Raw genomic sequence first — 17,490 nt, 5'->3', positions numbered from 1 at the left:
CTCAGGATTCGGCACGACACAGCCTTCCCTTGACGGCGATCAACTGATCATGTGTTCGGTGGCCCTTCCCGAAGAGCGACACCCGTAGCCGGAACGCAGCGGCACCGAAGATCTCACGCGGCGGCACCGAACCCGCCCCGAACGGGAGCATGCGGATTCGCATCCCGAAGAACGCACCTCCCGCTGCGAACTCGCGGAGCGTCGACGCACCCGGGCCGTCTCCGGGCCCGACGTACGAGAAGTGCTCGTCGAAGACTGTGCTGCGCCCCCACGTCGGCTGGTGCGGTTCGAAAGGGCTGCCTTCGCGGTCCAGGTACCAGCCCAGCGCGACGTACTGCTGCGGCAGGACCGTGGCTCGGCGGGCGATCGTCACACGCACGGACTCCAGCGGGTGTGCCGACAGCAGGTCGTACTGGATAGTTCGGCCCTGGACGGCCATCTTGTTGCGGAGCGTCCCGATCATCGCGGCCGAGCTCCCCATGAGGTTGGAGCTGCGTTGCGTCACCGCCAGACCCCCTTCGTGTCGATCACGATCTTCTCCCGCAGGCGGAGCGGCTTGCGCTCCGCCTGCTTGAACTCGGTGTGGTCGACGAGCACCAGGACGATGTCGGCCTCGCTGACGGCGCCGCTGAGATCCCGCAGCTCGACGTCGGGCCGGCCCGCGAGGACGCGCGGGAGCTCGTCGACGTGCGGCTCGACCGCGTAGATCGTCGCACTCTCGATCTCTTCCGCCAGGCGGGCCGTGATCTCGAGCGCGGGCGACTCGCGGAGGTCGTCGATGTCCGGCTTGAAGGCCAGGCCGAGCACGGCGATCCGCGGCGCCTTGAAGCGGTCCGCGTGCTCCTTGACCCGCGAGATCACGTACTCGGGCTTGCCGTCGTTGACCTCCCGCGCGGTCCGGATGAGCTGCGCCCGCTCCGGTGCCGCGTCGACGATGAACCACGGGTCGACGGCGATGCAGTGGCCTCCCACGCCCGGGCCGGGCTGCAGGATGTTCACGCGCGGGTGGTGGTTGGCGAGGCGGATGAGCTCCCACACGTCGATGCCGAGGTCGGCGGAGATGAGCGAGAGCTCGTTGGCGAACGCGATGTTGACGTCGCGGTACGAGTTCTCCACGAGCTTCGCCATCTCGGCGGTGACGGCGTCGGTCAGCAGGATCTCGCCCTGGCAGAACACCTGGTAGAGCTCCTTGGCCCGCTCGGCCGCGTCAGCCGTCAGGCCGCCGACGATCCGGTCGTTCGTCACGAGCTCGATCATGACCCGACCGGGCAGGACGCGCTCGGGGCAGTGCGCCACGTGGATCTGCGCCCGACCCTCCGACCCGTCGAGCGAGAGGTCGGGGCGGGCGGCGAGGATCCAGTCCGCCATCTGCTGCGTCGCGTGCGGCGGCGACGTCGACTCGAGGATGACGAGCGCGTCCGCCGCCAGGTGCGGTGCGAGGGCCTCGGCCGCGGCCTGGATGTACGAGAGGTCGGGCTGGTGGCCGTCCTTGAAGGGCGTGGGGACCGCGACGATGAAGGCGTCTGCCGCCTCGGGCTTCGTCGTCGCGCGCAGCGTGCCCTGGGTGACGGCGCCGGCGACGTACGTCGCGAGGTCGGGCTCCACGAAGGGCACGTCGCCACGGTTCACCGCCTCGACGGTGCGCTCGTTGATGTCGACCCCGATGACCTCCGCGCCGTTCGACGCGAGGATCGCCGCCGTCGGGAGCCCGATGTAGCCGAGCCCCACGACGCACACGCTGGTGCTGCTCATGTTCCCCCTCAGATGAAGGCGTGCCGGTCGGCCCGCCCGTAGAACTGCACCTCGCCGCCCGCCAGCAGCTCGGCGTCGGACACGTCCCACGTGTGCGCCGCGCCCGAGCGCACCTGGACGAAGTTGAAGCGGTCCGCAGCGAAGACGCGTGCCCCGGCGTCGACCGCCGACCGCAGGAACCCGGTGTCCTCGCCCCGGCCGACGGACGCGAACGGCACCCGCTCGGCGAGGGGCCGGGTCGCGACGATCGTCGGGCCCATGACGAAGTCCGTGTACCGGTGCTCCCGCTCGGCGAAGCGCAGCAGCGTCGCGTCGAGCGACGCCACGTACAGGTAGTGGGCCTGCTTGCCCACGACCTCCGCACCGGAGTAGGCCAGGGCGTCGAGCTGGTCGGACAGGTAGTGCTCGCCGTACAGGTCGTCGTCGTCCATCTTCGCGACGACGTCGCCGTCGGACGCGGCGACGAGGCGGTTGAGGCACTCCCCCAGCGGCACGTCCTGACCGGCCGTGAGGAGCACGAGGTCTCCGACGCCAGCCTCCTTGGCGCGCAGCCGGACGTCCGTCTCGTCCACGTCGAACCCGTGCGTGAGGAGCGCGAGCTGCACGTCCACGTCGCGCTGCGCACCGACGGTCCGCAGCACGTGGTCGAGCTGGCCCGGGCGGTTGGTCGAGACCAGCGCAGAGACGCTCGGGCGAGCGACCGTCGCCGAGCCGGCCAGCCCGACGTCGTGCAGCACGCGCTGCACCCGCGCCCCGTACGTGTGCTCGCGCCAGATCCGCCGCTGCCCCCGGTGCGTGGCGCGGTCGCGCAGCTCGGACGAGCGGACGAGCGCACGGATCGTGTGCGCGGCCTCGACCCGCTCCCCCACGACGAAGACCTCGTCGGGCGGGAAGAACTCCCGGATAGCCGCGCTCGGCGTCGTCACCACGGGCGTGCCGCACGCCGTGATCTCGAAGACGCGGCGCGCGCACATGCTCGGCGAGTCGACGACCGAGCTCACATTGAGGAACACCTTGTACTCGCGGTACGCGGTGAGCATGCGGTCGTAGCCGAGCGACCCGACGACGCGCGACGCGAACGGCTCCGGGAACTGGTACCGCTCGTCCCCGCCCTGGAACCGGGAGAAGATCTCGAGACCGTGCTGCATGCGCGCCGAGACGTCGACGGCCGCACCGAGCAGCAGGTCCATCTGCGCCCGGCGCTCCGGGTACTTGTGCGCGAAGTACATGCCGCCGAACGCGACGTCGCCCGAGGGCCCGTCGCCGTGCGCGCGCACGGGGTTGTGGATCGCGGGCTGCGCCCCGAACGCCAGGACCCCCACGCGGTCCTGGGCCAGCCGCTCGCGGTACGCGTCCACCCGCCCGACGTCGGTCGTGTACACGTGGTCGAACAGCGCCGCCGCGTCGAGGAAGTCCTCGAAGTGCGCCGGGTCCTCCTTGTTCCAGAAGACCGTGGGCACGCCGCGCTCGCGGCACGCGGCGACGAGCTCGACGAACGCCGGACGCGGGGCCGACGTCCCTGTGAGGTGGTACTGCCAGGCGCCCCCGTTCCCGTTCCACGCCGATTCGACGAACAGCAGGTCCAGCCCGGGACGGCCGTCGCGCTCGCGGTCGAGCTCGTCGCGCCACGACGTCGGGGTGAGGACGACCTGGTCCCACTCGAACCCGAGGGCGAGCCGGGAGAAGTCGTCGAGGATCACCCCGACCCGCAGCGCCGGGCGGGCGGGCGCGCGGTGCGAGACGGTCCACGGCTCGAAGGTCACCCCGCGGTCGGAGCGGATCGCCCCCGAGGAGCCCGCGGGCCGCGGGACGCGGCGGCGGCGAAGATACGTGCGGAACTGGGACAAACCACCCCGTCGGAGGTGCCAGAGCGCCCTGCGCGCACCATCGATGCGAGAGCCCCCTCGTGCGTCCATGCCACCGTCTCGTCCGACCTCAGCCGGTGCTCACATCACAACCCGGCCGCGCACATGGTACCGCCGTGCCCCGTCCTGCGGCGGTACCGGACCAGTCGCCGGTCAGGGCACGTAGGCCACGACGACGTCGCCCTCCCCGTCCACGACGACGGCCCCCGTGCCGTGCGGGACGAACACGGACTCCCCACGGACGAGCCGCGTCGCGGGCTCGGGCTCGGCGTCCGCGGGGCGCTCGGCACCGGCGTCCGCCCGGGGCGCGGCCGCGAGCGTCACCGCGCCGTCGAGGCAGAGCACGACGCGCGGACCGGCGGCGGGCAGGGCCACCGCACCGGCGACACGGCCTGCCCGGAGCGCGAACTCCGCGACGGGCGGGCGGTACGCGACGAGGCCGCTGCCGTCGTCGACCAGCCGCGGGCGGGCGGCGGGGCCCGGTGTGCACGTGGCGCACTCGAGCAGCGCGTCGACGTCGACGAGCTTGCTCGTCAGACCGGCCCGCAGGACGTTGTCGGAGCTCGCCATGATCTCGACGGCGCACCCGGACAGGTACGCGTGCACGTGCCCCGAGGGGACGAACATCGACTCCCCGGGCTCCAGCGTGACGCGGTTGAGCATGAGCGACACGACGGCGCCCGGGTCGCCCGGGTGCTGCTCCGCGAGCGCGAGGACGGTCGCGTCGGCGCGGCGCGACGTGCGTCGGCCGCCTGGCGCGGGCACCGCCGGCTCCCGCTCGGCCCGGGCCCGCACGGACGCGACGGTCAGCGCGAGGTCGGCCGCGACGTCGGGCTCCGCGCGGGCGTGGAGCGCGAGGGTGAACGCCTCGCGGACGCCCGCCTCGGTGGGGCGGGCGCGCAGGGTGTCGCGCATCCGTCCGGCGAGCGCGCCGTCGAGCCCGTCGAGCAGCTCGAGGATGCGCGCCGGCCGGCGGAACCCGGAGAGGCCCTCGAAGCGGGAGACCGCCACGACCATCTCGGGCTTGTGCTGGTCGTCGTGGAAGCTGCGCAGCGGCGAGTCGCGCGCGACGCCCTCGCGGTTCTCGCGGTTGAACCCGGCGCGCGCGAGGTGCGGGCGGGGGTGGACCTGCAACGACAGGGCCCGGTCGGCGGCGAGCACCTTGAGGAGGTACGGCAGGCGGGGCCCGTACTGGTCGAGCACGCGCTGGCCCAGCACCCCCACCGGGTCCGCGCGCACCAGGTCCGCGAGCGTCGTGCCCGACGCCGTCCCCGCGCCCGGGTCCGCCCTCCCGCCCGGGTGGGCGGCGCCGTCGGGCACGACGCGCGACGGCGCGAGCGGGTGCGCCCCCATCCACAGCTCGGCCGCCGGACGACCGTCCGGTGCCACCCCCAGGAGGTCCTGGATCGCCGACGTCGAGCCCCAGTCGTACCGCTGGACGGTGTTCTCCAGCCGGTAGAACGCGGACGGACGAGCGCCGGGGAGGGCGTCGTCCACCGACGCCTCCCCCGACCGCTCGTCCGCCGCGCTCGTCATGGGCCGAGCCTAGAGGCCCAGGGCGTCCCGGATGGGGCCGAGGAGGAAGTACACGACGAACATCGCCGCCGCGACCCACATCAGCGGGTGGATCGCCCGGACCTTGCCGAGCGCGAGCTTGATGAGCACGAAGGCGAGGAAGCCCGCCCCGATGCCGTCCGCGATCGAATACGTGAACGGCATGACGATGATCGTGAGGAACGCGGGGATGCCGATCTCGACGTTCTTCCAGGAGATGCCGGCGATCTGCGTCATCATGAGGAACCCGACGAAGACGAGCGCGGGCGCCGCGGCCTCGTAGGGCACGAGCGCGACGAGCGGCGACAGGAAGGTCGCGAGCAGGAACGCGATGCCCGTGACGACCGACGCGAGGCCCGTGCGGGCACCCTCGCCGGCGCCCGTCGTCGACTCGACGAAGCTCGTGTTCGACGACACGGACCCGGCACCACCGGCAGCCGCCGCGATCGAGTCGACGACGAGGATCGCGCGCGAGCGCGGCGGGACGCCCTCGGCGTCGTTGAGCCGCGCCTCGGCGCCGACCGCGACCATCGTGCCCATCGAGTCGAAGAAGTCCGCGAGCAGGAGCGAGAACACCAGCAGGATCACGGTGACGGTCGCGATGTTCTGGAACGAGCCCAGGAGCGAGAACTGGCCGAGGAGGCCGAAGTCCGGGACCTGCACGACGCCGTCGAACGTGGGCGCGTTGAGGTTGAAGCCGTCCGGGTTCGAGCCGTCGGGGGCCTTCGCGCCGATGTGCAGCGTGTTCTCCAGCACGACGGCGAGCACGGTCGCCGTGAGGATCGCGACGAGCAGGGCGCCCTTGACCTTGCGGACCCAGAGCACGATCGTCAGCACGAGGCCCACGACGAACACGAGGATCGGCCACGTGCCGAGGTTGCCGAGCGCGAGGAGCGTGCCGCTGCCCGCGGTGACGAAGCCCGCGTTGACGAGGCCGATGAGCGCGATGAACAGGCCGATGCCGACGCTGATGGCGGTCTTCAGCTCGAGCGGCACCGCGCGGAAGACGGCTTCGCGGAACCCGGTCAGCACGAGCACGAGGATGATGAGGCCCTCGATGACGACGAGGCCCATCGCGTCCGCCCACGTGACCCCGGGCAGCGACGCGATCGAGTACGCGACCACCGCGTTGAGGCCGAGCCCGGCCGCGAGGCCGAGGGGGAAGTTCGCGAAGACGCCCATGGCGAGGGTCATGACGCCCGCGACGAGCGCGGTGGCTGCGGCGATCTTGCCGAAGTCGGGCTCGGCACCCCCGCCGAGGAACTGGCCCGTGCCGTCCTGGACGGTCCCGATGATCAGCGGGTTCAGCACGATGATGTAGGCCATCGCGAAGAACGTCACGAGACCGCCGCGGATCTCGGTGCCGATCGTCGAGCCGCGCTCGGTGATCTTGAAGAAGCGGTCGATCGCGCCGCGCGCAGGCGCGGGAGCGTGCTCGTCCTCACGGACGGAGGTGGGGGTGGACATGGGGAGAATGCTGCCAGAACCGTGTGACCGTGCGGTAACGCGCCGGACACGGTCGGGCATCGCCCGTCGGGGTCGTCCGCGCACGTCAGGCCGCGCCGACGGCGTCGAACGCCGCCCGGGGTGTGCTCGACGCCACGTCCGCCGCCCCGGGCGCCGCGCCGTCGTCGTGCGCGCGGGGTGCGCCGTGGCCGTGCCCGAGGGACTCGGCCGTCGCGAGGTCGGTGACGCTGCGCGGCGCGCCCGAGGCGAGCTGGACCGCGTGGAGCACGTCGAGGATCGCGTTCGCCCGCTCCCCGGCCGGGCCCGCAGGGACACCGTGCACGACCCGAGCCGGGTGCAGCAGGTCGACGACGGCGTGGCCCGGCCGGTGCTCGTCGGGCACCCAGGCGACCGTGGCAGGGACGCCGTCCGCGGCGAGGCACGCGGCGAGCAGCTCGGCGGTGCCCGCGGGGACGCGGGCGCGCCCGACGACGAGGTCGCCCGGGCCGAGGTGCGGGGCGAGGCCGTCGAGCGCGTCCCGCAGCGTCGCGACGCGCGCCGCACCCCCGGCGTCGGGCGCGGACCCCGCGCCGACGCAGAGCAGGTGCACACGCGCTCCGGCCACGGCCGTGCGGTCGGTCGTCGGGCGCAGGCGCCCGCTCACGAGGCCGAGCGCGAGGAGCCGGGGCAGCCGTGGCTCAGCGGTCCTCGGCCCAGCGCGGAGCGCGGCGAGCGCACGCGGGTCCGGGTCGAGGAGCACGACCTCGTGCCCGGCGGCGGCGAGGCAGGCCGCGTGCAGGACGCCGCGCCGACCGCCTCCCGAGACCGAGACCCGCACGACGCACCTCCTCCTGCCCACCCCGACGTCCCGGCCGGGCCTCAGTAGGCCCCGGAGCCGGAGAACACCGCGCGCGCCGTGCGCGCGAGGATGAGGAAGTCGCCGAACATCGTCCAGTTCTCCACGTAGTACACGTCGAGGCGGACGCTCTCCTCCCACGACAGGTCCGACCGGCCGCCGACCTGCCACAGACCCGTGAGACCGGGCTTGACCAGGAGCCGACGGCGGACCTTCTTCTCGTACTTCTGCACCTCGCGCGGCAGCGGGGGCCGCGGGCCGACGAGGCTCATGTCGCCGCGCAGGACGTTGAAGAGCTGCGGCAGCTCGTCGAGCGAGTAGCGGCGCAGGACCCGTCCGACGGGCGTCACGCGCGGGTCGTCGCGCATCTTGAACAGGAGGCCGGAGCCGTCGTTCTGCTCCTCGAGCTGCTCGACCTCGCGGTCGGCGCCCACGCGCATCGAGCGGAACTTGAACATCGAGAACGTGCGGCCGTTGCGCCCGACGCGCTCCTGGCGATAGAGGACGGGACCGCGGCTCGTGAGCCGGACGGCGAGCGCGACAGCGACGAGCACGGGCAGCGCGACGAGCGTGATGAGGGCCGCGCCCGTCCAGTCCACGACCGACTTCACGGCGAACTTGGGCCCCGTGAAGCGGGGCGCGTCCACGTGCAGGAGCGAGACGCTCTCGGCGGGCGTGATCGTGATGCGGGGGCCGGCGACGTCCGCGAGCTCCGCCGTGAGCATGAGGTCGACGCCGTACGGCTCGAGCTCCCAGCCCAGGCGGCGCACGACCTCGGCCGTGATGGCGTCCGAGCCGGAGACCGCGACGACGTCCGCGCCCACGCGGGTCGCGACCTCGCCCGCGTGCCGGAGCTCGCCGAGGACCGGCACGCCGTGGATCTCCTCCCCCGCGCCGAACCCGCCCGACGGGACGCACACGCCGACGACGCGGTAGCCCGACTCGTCGCGCGAGTTGAGGTCGCGGATGAGGCGCTCGGCCTGGTCGCGGTGCCCGATCGCGAGCACCGCGGACCGCATGCCGCCGTGGGCGCGCTGACGGTGCAGCCACTGGCGCCAGGCGTACCGGCCCGCGAGCAGCCCGGCGAGGCCGAGCGGGAAGGCGAACGCGAGGTAGCCCCGCGTCTCCGGGAAGCGCAGCAGGAAGGCGAGGACGGCGAGCACCGCGAAGAGGCGCCACGACGCGTCGAACACGCGGTGGTACTCCGTGGGCCCGCTGCCCATGACGCGCGGGTCGCGCGTCCGGCTGGCCACGAGGGACACGGACCAGGCCACGCCCACGAGCACGGACAGCACCACGTAGGGGACGCGGGCCCGGCTCACGGGCTCGTCGATCACGGCGTCCCAGCGCAGGAAGTAGGCGACCAGCACGGCCACGACGATCACGACCGTGTCGGTGACGAGCAGCCGACGGCGGTACGCGACCTCCCAGCCCTGCGCGGCGAACGCGGCCCGTGCGGCACGGATGCGTGCCGCGGGCGACGCGGTGAGAAGGGTGCGCAGACCTCGTCTCGTGTCGTCGGTGACGCTGTGGGACATGCGTCCACCTCCGGTCGGCTCAACACCCTGCATGGCGACTCATCCTAGGTTCGAGAAAGTGCGATAACGAGGGTTGACGAGGGCTTTCACCCGGGTGAGATGGCATTCCGGACGACTGCTGTCCGGAAGGTCCCGAGCCGCAGGATCCTGCGGTTCTCACGTCGGCTGCAGGTCGCGGAGGAATTCACTGGACAGGTGTCCAGGTCTGGCGTTCCGCAGCACGCGACGCAGCGTGCGGAGAAGACGTGAGGGAGTTCCCACCCACAGACCGGGGCGGTTCGAGCTGGACGGGCGACCACGAGCGGGAGAGCGTGGTGGGCCGCTTGCATCGTAGCGCGCGGTTGCGGGTGCTCCGGACGTGTGCTCACACCGAAGGAGAAGAGACGCAGGTCACGCCTGTGACGCGCCGTGGGGGTGAAAAAGCGGCCCGTCGCTACGATGCTCGGGTGCCCTCGGTCGTGACCCTCCTCCTCCACCCCGAACGCCGGCGCCCCGACCCGGCGCCCTGGCGGGTCGACCTGCGCGTCGTCATCCTCGCCGGCATGGCGCTCTGGACGGTCGCGCTCGTCGTGTGCGCCGTCCTGCTCGCCACCGGGACGCTCGCGCCCCGCGCGGTCGCGACGTGCGCCGTCGGCCTCGCGCTCGGCGCTCTCGGCCTCGTCTGGGAGCGGCGGAACCGGACGCGCTACCGCGCGTCCGCCGACGACTGAGGGTCGTCCCAGGCCGTCCGCGCCACCGTGCCCTGCGCCCCGCGCGGGTCGCGGAGCACCTCCTCGAGCACGTGCCGTGCGCCGTGACGTCCCGCGACCACGGCGAGCGCCGCCGCGAGCCCGGCCGGGCCGGTCGCGTGCACGACGACGTCCGCTCCCCCACGACCCTCGACCCACCACGGGACCGCGACCCCGTCGACGCGGAGGTCGTCGTGCCGCGCCCAGGTCCGCGGCAGGGGCGCACCGACGACGGCCCCCACCTCGGCCGGGACGTCCTCCCGGCGCCCGGCGGCGTCCGGCGCCGGAGCGGTACCGGTGACCGTCGCGACGTCGAGCAGGTCCGCGACGTCCTCGACCAGGTCCCGTCCGGCGGGCACGAGCGGGCGCAGCGGCGCCCACATCGGGTCCGGGGCCACCGCGACGTCGTCGGCCGACGCGACGACGACCGCACCGCCGTGCAGCGCGGGCACCCGCGCGGGAGGCGGGTCGAGCCGCGCCCCTCGCTCGGCCAGCGCCGCCAGGGCGCGCCACAGGGCCAGCGCCGCCCGGGCGTCGACCGGCGACCCGACCGGGGGCAGCCCGTCGAGCAGGTCGGCCCACTCCTCCGGGTCGAGCGCGGCGAGGTCGTGCACACCCCCGACGGCGGAGAGCGACGCGTCGTCGAGCCCGGCCACCTCGGGCGGTGCCGGACGCAGGAACGCGGCGGCCGGGCCGCCGTCGAGCGCGAACGGCCCGCCGAGCTCCTCGCGCAGCCACCACGCCGTGTACGAGCGCGCCGCCGTCGTGCGCCCGCCCTCCGCGCGCACGGGCGTGAGCAGCGCCTCCCGCGCTGCGGGGTCGCCCGCGAGCCGGGCGAGCACGTCGGGCCACGCGTCGTCGGCCACCGCGTCCAGGTCCGCGACGGCGAGCACGTCCCCCACGTACGCCTCGGGGCCGAGCGTCGCCGCGAGGTGCTCGAGGTACCCGGCCCAGTCCGAGAGCCAGCCCTCCGGCGCGTGCGGGTCCAGGTCGGGCTCGTCGTCGTCCGACGCCGGCGTGAGGACGTCGCGCACCCGCAGCACGGTCGGCCCCGCCGCCGCGCCCACCGCGCGCAGCGCCGGCTCGCCCCAGCGCGCGACGACCCCCGGGTCGACGACGTCGAGCCCGTCGAGCGCGTCCGCCGCCCAGGTGCCCGGCAGGGCGCAGCCGCGCGCGGGCGACCAGCCGCCGTCCGTCGTCGGGACCGGGAGCTCGCCCCACCAGAACGGCAGCGCGTCGCCGGGGTCCCGCACGTCGCGCAGCGCGGCGGCGACCAGCGCGAGCAGCCGGTCGACCTCGGGGGCGGGGTCGTCGTCCGCCTCCGCGGCGTCGGCGGCGGCCAGCACGCGCTCGCGCACCGCGCCGTCGGCGAGCACCGCGCGCAGGTCCGTCGCCCGTGCGCCCAGCCGCTCGAGCAGCGGGTGCGCCGCCCGCGGGTCGACGACGCGGAGACCGAGGTCGGCGGCGTCCCGTGCGTCGAGCGTCCCGCCGTCCGGGCTGTCGGTCGTGCCGTCGTCGAGGAGCAGCAGGCCGCGCGCCCCGCGCACGACCTGCCCGCCGAGCAGCGGGACCGGGAGCGCGCCCAGCGCCTCGAGCACCGACCGGTCCCCCGCGTGCGGCGCGAGGGCGTCGTACAGCGCCCGCCAGCGCGCGGGGTCGGCGACGAGCGGGAGGTCGTCCAGGGCGTCGGCGAGATCGACGACCTGCGCCCCGAGCGACCGCGCGACCGCGCGCAGCGGTCCCGGCACGTCGACGAGGTGCGGCGCCCCGAGCTCGGCACGCACGCGCGCGTCGCCCACGTCCCCGGCGAGGACGAGCGCCTCGGCGGGCGCGAGGAGCCGCCGCCCGTCGCGGTGCGGCACGCCGTCCTCGTCGTGCTCCGCGAGGCTCGGCGGCTCTCCCCACGGCTCGTCCCGCGCGAGGTCGGGCTGATCGGGCGGCAGGTCGAGCGGGAGGAGCGGCGTGCGGGCCAGGGCCGTCGTCGCCGCCGCGCGGACCGCCTCGTCGACCGCGCTCGCCGGCAGCCCGGTCGGCACGAGCGCGAGCACGTCGGCGCCGCGGTGGGCCGCGAGCGACCCGAGGAGCGCCGCGTACGCGCGACCCGCCTCGTGCGCGACGTGGTCGGTCACGGCGCCCCGCGGGACGTGCCGACGCGCCGGGTCGAGCGGGAACGTCGCGAGGAGCAGGGCCGGGAACGTGAGCCGCTCGTCCGTCGGGGTGGGGGCGTGCAGCACGGTCGGAGCCGCCGCGTCGTGGGGCAGCGCCCAGGTGACGGACCAGCGGTCGGCGCCACGCTCCTCGACGGGACGGTCCGCGAGGAGCGCGGGGTCGAGCGTCCCCTCACGTCGCAGCACCGTCCAGCGCTCGTCGACGTCCGCGACCCGGCGCTCCCCGACGCCGTCGCCGACCACGACGACCTCCGTGAGCGCGGGCAGCGCGAGCAGCAGCGGGTCACCCACGTCCGCGAGCTCGGCCCGCACGGCATCGAGCGCTGCGTCGTCGCGCAGCTCGACCTCGACCACCGTGTCGTACCCCGCCGGCACCTCGACGCGCGCCGGGAAGGGCAGCCGCAGCACCGGGAGCCGGTCGCCGCGACCCGCGACCTCGGCAGCGAGGTCCGGGCGGTCCGACAGCACGTCGTCGAGCGCGGCGCGCGTGCGGTCGAGCGAGAGCTCGACCGCACGTTCCCCCGCGCCGACGCGTACGCGGTCCGCGACCGAGCGGACCGCCGCGAAGCCGACCCCGAAGCGCCCGACCGTGCGCGGGCCACCGGCTGCACCCACGCCCCGGCCCGTGGCCGAGGCCCGCATCGCGACGAGCGACGCGACGCCCGCTGCGTCGAGCGGCTCGCCGGTGTTCGCCGCGCGCAGCACCCAGCGCCCGCCGGGGTCGGACGGCGCGTGGAGGCTCAGCCGGAGCCGACCGGGGACGCCCGCACGGGCGGCGGCGTCGGCCGCGTTCTGCGCGAGCTCGACGACGACCCGCCCCCGGTACGACCCGTGGGCGTGGTCCTCCTCGGTGTTCGCGTCCTCGCGCAGGCGCGTCGGCGAGGACCGCCACGCCTCCAGGACCGCACGACGCAGCGCGGCCGTCCCGAAGACGTCCCGCGTCACTCCCGCGGCTCGTCCGGCGCGGCGTCGACGACGGCGTCCGGCGCGGTCTCGGGACCGTCCGGCGTGGCGTCGGGGTCAGGGGCGGTCTCCGCGTCGTCCGGCTCGACGGCCGCGGCCACGGCGGCCTCCGGCGCGGTGTCGGCCGACGTCGGGGCGTCGGCCACCGGCGTCGGCTCGTCCTGTGCCGCCGGGGCAGGCTCCGCCGGGACGGTCCCGGTCGGGGCCGTCTCCTGCTGAGCCGCCTCCTTCCGGGCGACCGCGGACTCGAGGAGCGTGACGATCTCGACGTGCAGCTCGTCGACGAGCGGGTCCGGGTCCGGCCACTCGCTGCGCTGCGGCTCGACGTCCGTCTCCGAGTGCGCGCCGCAGCCGTGGTCGAGGCTCACGACCTTGCCGTCGTCGGGCGACCACTCGTTCGCGCACACGCCGAAGACCTGGCCGAGGCTGCCCTGGAGCGGCACGAGGAAGCCGCACGACCCGCAGTCGGCCGCGGCGGCCACGGCGCCGCGCGTCGTCGGGCCGCGCGACCCGCGGTACCAGCGCTCCGCGGCCTCGTCGCGGCCCTGCGGCGACAGGACGCGGGCGCGGGCGAGCGCGAGCTCCTCGATCGCGACGGCGTCCTGCTCCTCGTCGCCCGTCGGCACGTAGCCCGGCTCGAGGCGGGGGTCGTCCGCGCGGAAGGGCAGCACGTCGCCCGGGCCGACGTCGCCCGGGCGCAGGCGCTCGGACCACGGGAGCCACGACGGTGCGAGCAGCGCACCGTCACCGGGCAGCAGCTCGACCTCGCACACCGTGGCCGTCCGGCCGCGCGGCACGCGCGCGAGCGTGACCGTCCAGTGCCAGCCGCGGTAGCCGCGCATCGTGCACGCGAACCGGTGGGAGATGAGGCGGTCCGCCTCGGCGACGGTGCCGAGGTGCTCCCCCACGTCCTCCGGGCTCTCGGCCACCTCCTGCGCCGCGGCGCGCGCGAGCTCGACCGCGCCCGTGAGCACGGCGTCCCGCGCCGCGCGCGCGGAGACTCCTCGGACGCGCTCCTCTGCGGCTGCCACGGCGGACATCGTCAGGCCTCGATCTCGTCCGCGACCGCGCGCAGGACCGCGGCGACCTTGGTGGCCTTGCCCTTCTCCGGGTAGCGGCCACGGCGCAGGCCGTTGCCGATCCCGTCGAGCTCCTTGATGAGGTCCTCCACGATGACCGCCATCTCGTCCGCCGAGCGACGCTTCGCCTTGACGACCGAGGGCGCCGGGTCGAGGAACGTGACGGCGAGCGCCTGCGGGCCACGGCGCCCGTCCGCGACGCCGAAGTCGACGCGAGCGCCCGGCTTGGGCGCGGGGGCGTCCGCGGGCAGGGCGGAGGCGTGCAGGAAGACCTCGCCGCCGTCGTCGTTGGCGATGAAGCCGAACCCGCGTTCGGTGTCGAACCACTTGACCTTGCCGGTGGGCACGTGGACCTCGTTCGTGCTCGTAGGAACCAGAACCCCCAGGTTACCGGCCACGCGGCGGCAAAGCCGCATCCATACCGTGGGCGCGCTCCGGGCGAGCCCCGACGACCGGGCGCGGCACGTCGTCGGCCCGGTCAGTGCGCGGGCGACCGCGGGACCACGCCGGCGTCCGCCCCGACCCGCAGCGCGACGGCGTCGAACCAGTCGGCGTAGTCGGCGACCGTGCGGTGGAGGTGGCCGAAGAGCTCGAACGAGACCGTGCCGAACAGGGTCGTCCAGGCCATGAGCGTGCGCACGACGGCCTCGGGCGGGACGTCGGGCGTCGTCAGCCCGCGCGCGCTCACGTACGCGACGGCGGGGGCGACGAGCGCGGCCGCGTCCCCGCCCGACGGCGGTGCGGGCACCGGGCCCTCGCCGTCCGCCCAGGAGTCGGCGACGACCCGGACGAGCGCCCGCACGACGCGCGTCGCGGGCTCGACCGTGTCCTGCGGCGCCGCGTACCCCGGGACGGGGGTGCCGTAGAGCAGCCCGAACTCCCCGGGACGCGCGACGCACCACGTGCGCAGCGCGCGGCACGCGGCGAGCCAGCGGCCGGCCAGGTCGTCCCGCGCGACGGCGGCCTCCGCGGCCTCGACGGCGGCCCCGAGCTCGTCGTAGCACTCGACGAGGAGCGCGGTGAGCAGCGCGTCCCGGCTCGGGAAGTAGCGGTAGACCGCGGACGACACCATGCCGACGTCGCGCGCGACGGCCCGCAGCGAGAGCGCGGCGGGCCCGTCGGCGACGAGCCGCGCGCGGGCGGCGTCGAGGATCTCGCGCGTGAGGGTCTCGCGCGCCAGGGCGCGCGCCGTCCGAGGTGCCGTCATCCCGTCAGGGTCGCAGACGAGAGCGCTGACCACCAACGAGAGCGGTGCTCTTGCTTTGTCATGGCCGTCGTGCCAGGCTGCTGTCGAAACGAGAGCGCTGCTCTCGGAAAGGAGCTCTCATGTCCAGCACCTCGTCCTCCCCCGACCGGCACGTCGTCGTCGGCGCCGGCCCGGTCGGCCGCCACGTCGCCGCCGAGCTCGCGGCCCGCGGGTCGCACGTCACCGTCGTGACCCGCAGCGGACGCGACACCGGGATCGCCGGCGTCACGCACCTCGCCCTCGACGCGTCCGACGCCGACGCGCTGAGCCGCGCCGCGGACGGCGCCGCCGTGCTCTACAACTGCGCCAACCCCGGCGACTACACGCAGTGGGAACGGGTCTGGCCGCCGCTCGCCGCAGCGCTGCTCACCACGGCCGAGCGGACGGGCGCCGTCTACGCGATCACCGGCAACCTCTACCCCTACGGCCCGGTCGACGGACCCATGACCGAGGACCTGCCCGACGCCGCGACCGACCACAAGGGCGTCCTGCGCGCCCGGCTGTGGGCCGACGCCCTCGCCGCGCACCGCGCCGGCCGTGCGCGCGTCGTCGAGGTGCGCAGCTCCGACTTCGTCGGGCCCGGGGTCGGCGCCAACGGCCACGTGTCGCGCGTGGTCCCCGCCGCGCTGCGCGGCCGGGCCGTCACGATGATCGGCCGCACCGACCTGCCGCACTCGTTCACCGACGTGCAGGACGCGGCGCGCACGCTCGTCGCGGCGGCCGCCGACCCGGGGGCGCTCGGTCGCACGTGGCACACCCCGAGCAACCCGCCGCGCACCCAGCGCGAGGCGCTGACCGACGTCCTCGCGAGCGTCGGGCACCCACCGGTCCGGGTGCGCTCGCTGCGCGGCCCCGGGCTCGCGGTCGCCGGGCTGTTCTCGCCGCTGCTGCGCGAGCTGCGCGACCTCGCCTACCAGTGGGAGCGCCCCTACGTCCTCGACGACACCGCGGCCCGCGACCGCTTCGGCATCGAGCCCACGCCGTGGGACGAGGTCTGCCGACGGACCGCCCGCGGCTGACCGGTCGGTAGACCGGTCGCGTGAGGTCGGCACGTCGTGCGGCGTTCGGCACCTGGGGCTGCCGACGCCTCGCACGCGCTGCCGACCCGCGTCCGCGCTGCCGAAGCGCCCGACCGTCGCGCACAGGCGCCGTCGACCGGAGACCGTCCACAGGATCCGTCGGTGCGACGCGCGCGAGCTCCCGGACGGGGCACGCTCGCCCGGTGCACGACGACGACCCGCGCGCCCCCGGCGCACCCCGACGGCCCCCGCTGCTGCTCGCGTCCGAGCACCCGCCCGGGCTCGTGCGGCAGGCCGCGTCCTCCGGGTCCTGGGAGCGGGTGCGGCGGGGCGTCTACCGCGAGACGGGGCCCACCAAGAGGCTCGGGCCAGCCGACGAGCGCGACCTCGTGCTGGACCGGGCGACCGCGCTCCATCGCACCCTCCGTGCGGACCACGTCCTCAGCCACACCACCGCCGCCCTCGTCCACGGCCTGCGTCTGTGGACGGCGCCCCGCGACGTGCACGTGGTGCAGCCCTACCGGCGGTCCGGGCGCGCGGACCCCACGGTCGCGAGGCACCTCGGACTCGTCGACGCCGTCGACCGGTGCGTCGTCGGTGGTCTGCCGGTGACGACGCCCGCCCGCACCGTCGCCGACTGCCTGCGCACCCTGAGCCCGCTCGAGGGGCTGGTCGTCGCGGACGCGGCGCTCGCGCGGGGCCTCGCCCGCGAGGACGTCGCGGCCTGCCTGGCGCGACGGCCCCGGGCTGCCGGGGCACCTCGCGCCCGGCACGTCCTCCGGCTCGCGGACGCCGGTGCCGAGTCCGCCTGGGAGACGTGGCTGCGGTACCTCGTCCTCCGGCTCGGCCTCCCCCGCCCGTTGACGCAGGTCCCGGTCCGTACCTCGGTCGGTCGGGTCCGCGCGGACCTCGGGTGGGAGCCGTGGCGGCTGCTGCTGGAGTTCGACGGGCTGGTGAAGTACCGCACGACGGGCGACGGCCTCGCTCCCCGCGAGGACCCGGGTCGCGTCCTCGTCGCGGAGAAGCGACGGCACGAGGCGATCGAGGCGACCGGACGTCGCGTGCTGCGGTTCACCGCGCGGGACGCGCCCGACGCCGTCGGCGAGCGGGTCCTGCGGTGGGTGCCGCCCGACGTCGTCGCGTCGCTCCGCCCTGACCGTCACCTTCCTCCGCTGCGCTGACCGGTCGGTACCCCGGCCGCGGTTCGGCACTCGCAGCACTTGTCGGCACCTCGAGGTGCCGACCAACGACAGGAGGTACCGAACCGTCACCACGA

General features: G+C 75.2%; 14 protein-coding genes. 3 read left to right on the top strand and 11 right to left on the bottom strand.

From position 1 onward, the window contains the following. Window position 1 precedes the first annotated feature (1 nt). The 7 genes from AC3WT4_RS17060 to AC3WT4_RS17030 form a co-directional block, all read right to left on the bottom strand. A complete protein-coding gene (locus tag AC3WT4_RS17060) occupies window positions 2–505 on the bottom strand; it encodes a hypothetical protein (RefSeq protein ID WP_074808167.1) in 504 nt (167 codons plus the stop codon). Then, window positions 502–1,752, bottom strand: a complete 1,251-nt coding sequence (gene wecC / locus AC3WT4_RS17055; protein ID WP_492315998.1) for a UDP-N-acetyl-D-mannosamine dehydrogenase — start codon at window positions 1,750–1,752, stop codon at window positions 502–504. The genes AC3WT4_RS17060 and wecC overlap by 4 nt, the downstream gene beginning before the upstream one ends. 8 nt (window positions 1,753–1,760) lie before the next feature. Further along, window positions 1,761–3,515, bottom strand: coding sequence for a glycosyltransferase family protein (locus tag AC3WT4_RS17050; protein WP_492315997.1), 1,755 nt, complete (start codon window positions 3,513–3,515; stop codon window positions 1,761–1,763). A gap of 255 nt (window positions 3,516–3,770) precedes the next feature. Beyond that, window positions 3,771–5,153, bottom strand: coding sequence for a mannose-6-phosphate isomerase, class I (manA, locus tag AC3WT4_RS17045; protein WP_492315996.1), 1,383 nt, complete (start codon window positions 5,151–5,153; stop codon window positions 3,771–3,773). A gap of 9 nt (window positions 5,154–5,162) precedes the next feature. Beyond that, window positions 5,163–6,638: an NCS2 family permease gene (locus AC3WT4_RS17040; protein ID WP_074808173.1), complete on the bottom strand. Its 1,476-nt coding sequence runs from the start codon at window positions 6,636–6,638 to the stop codon at window positions 5,163–5,165. Between the two features lie 85 nt (window positions 6,639–6,723). Next, on the bottom strand, window positions 6,724–7,455 hold the full coding sequence (locus tag AC3WT4_RS17035) for a hypothetical protein (protein WP_400109078.1): 732 nt from the start codon (window positions 7,453–7,455) through the stop codon (window positions 6,724–6,726). Window positions 7,456–7,496: 41 nt separating this feature from the next. Further along, window positions 7,497–9,011 (bottom strand): sugar transferase, encoded by a 1,515-nt coding sequence (locus tag AC3WT4_RS17030; RefSeq protein WP_074808178.1) that lies wholly within the window; start codon window positions 9,009–9,011, stop codon window positions 7,497–7,499. A gap of 446 nt (window positions 9,012–9,457) precedes the next feature. On the opposite strand from AC3WT4_RS17030, the gene AC3WT4_RS17025 reads away from it, so the two are divergent. Next, a complete protein-coding gene (locus tag AC3WT4_RS17025) occupies window positions 9,458–9,721 on the top strand; it encodes a DUF2530 domain-containing protein (RefSeq protein WP_108049455.1) in 264 nt (87 codons plus the stop codon). On the opposite strand, the gene AC3WT4_RS17020 is transcribed toward AC3WT4_RS17025, so the two are convergent. From AC3WT4_RS17020 to AC3WT4_RS17005, 4 genes are all read right to left on the bottom strand, one after another. Further along, window positions 9,697–12,852 carry a sacsin N-terminal ATP-binding-like domain-containing protein gene (locus tag AC3WT4_RS17020; RefSeq protein ID WP_492315995.1) on the bottom strand — a complete coding sequence of 1,052 codons (3,156 nt, stop codon included), beginning with the start codon at window positions 12,850–12,852 and terminating at the stop codon, window positions 9,697–9,699. The genes AC3WT4_RS17025 and AC3WT4_RS17020 overlap by 25 nt on opposite strands. Further along, window positions 12,849–13,910: a DUF3027 domain-containing protein gene (locus AC3WT4_RS17015; protein WP_492315994.1), complete on the bottom strand. Its 1,062-nt coding sequence runs from the start codon at window positions 13,908–13,910 to the stop codon at window positions 12,849–12,851. Before AC3WT4_RS17015 ends, AC3WT4_RS17020 begins: the two co-directional genes overlap by 4 nt. A 2-nt stretch (window positions 13,911–13,912) precedes the next feature. Then, a complete protein-coding gene (locus AC3WT4_RS17010; RefSeq protein ID WP_034651071.1) occupies window positions 13,913–14,296 on the bottom strand; it encodes a cold-shock protein in 384 nt (127 codons plus the stop codon). A gap of 131 nt (window positions 14,297–14,427) precedes the next feature. After that, window positions 14,428–15,156, bottom strand: coding sequence for a TetR/AcrR family transcriptional regulator (locus tag AC3WT4_RS17005; RefSeq protein ID WP_492315993.1), 729 nt, complete (start codon window positions 15,154–15,156; stop codon window positions 14,428–14,430). A 119-nt stretch (window positions 15,157–15,275) separates the two neighbouring features. Here AC3WT4_RS17005 and AC3WT4_RS17000 point away from each other — a divergent pair, with 119 nt between their 5' ends. Beyond that, window positions 15,276–16,214 (top strand): NAD-dependent epimerase/dehydratase family protein, encoded by a 939-nt coding sequence (locus tag AC3WT4_RS17000; RefSeq protein WP_074808187.1) that lies wholly within the window; start codon window positions 15,276–15,278, stop codon window positions 16,212–16,214. Between the two features lie 203 nt (window positions 16,215–16,417). Next, on the top strand, window positions 16,418–17,395 hold the full coding sequence (locus tag AC3WT4_RS16995) for a hypothetical protein (RefSeq protein ID WP_492315992.1): 978 nt from the start codon (window positions 16,418–16,420) through the stop codon (window positions 17,393–17,395). The last annotated feature ends 95 nt before the right edge of the window (window positions 17,396–17,490 follow it).

It is taken from the genome of Cellulosimicrobium sp. EB106-03-01-XG111 (genome assembly GCF_058792115.1).
This window is presented reverse-complemented; position numbering and strand designations above follow the sequence as displayed.

Excerpts from the sequence above, each read along its gene's own strand:
- wecC (WP_492315998.1), bottom strand. The coding sequence starts at position 1,752 with ATGAGCAGCACCAGCGTGTGCGTCGTGGGGCTCGGCTACATCGGGCTC.
- manA (WP_492315996.1), bottom strand. The coding sequence starts at position 5,153 with ATGACGAGCGCGGCGGACGAGCGGTCGGGGGAGGCGTCGGTGGACGAC.
- AC3WT4_RS17040 (WP_074808173.1), bottom strand. The coding sequence starts at position 6,638 with ATGTCCACCCCCACCTCCGTCCGTGAGGACGAGCACGCTCCCGCGCCT.
- AC3WT4_RS17030 (WP_074808178.1), bottom strand. The coding sequence starts at position 9,011 with ATGTCCCACAGCGTCACCGACGACACGAGACGAGGTCTGCGCACCCTT.
- AC3WT4_RS17015 (WP_492315994.1), bottom strand. The coding sequence starts at position 13,910 with ATGTCCGCCGTGGCAGCCGCAGAGGAGCGCGTCCGAGGAGTCTCCGCG.
- AC3WT4_RS17005 (WP_492315993.1), bottom strand. The coding sequence starts at position 15,156 with ATGACGGCACCTCGGACGGCGCGCGCCCTGGCGCGCGAGACCCTCACG.
- AC3WT4_RS17000 (WP_074808187.1), top strand. The coding sequence starts at position 15,276 with ATGTCCAGCACCTCGTCCTCCCCCGACCGGCACGTCGTCGTCGGCGCC.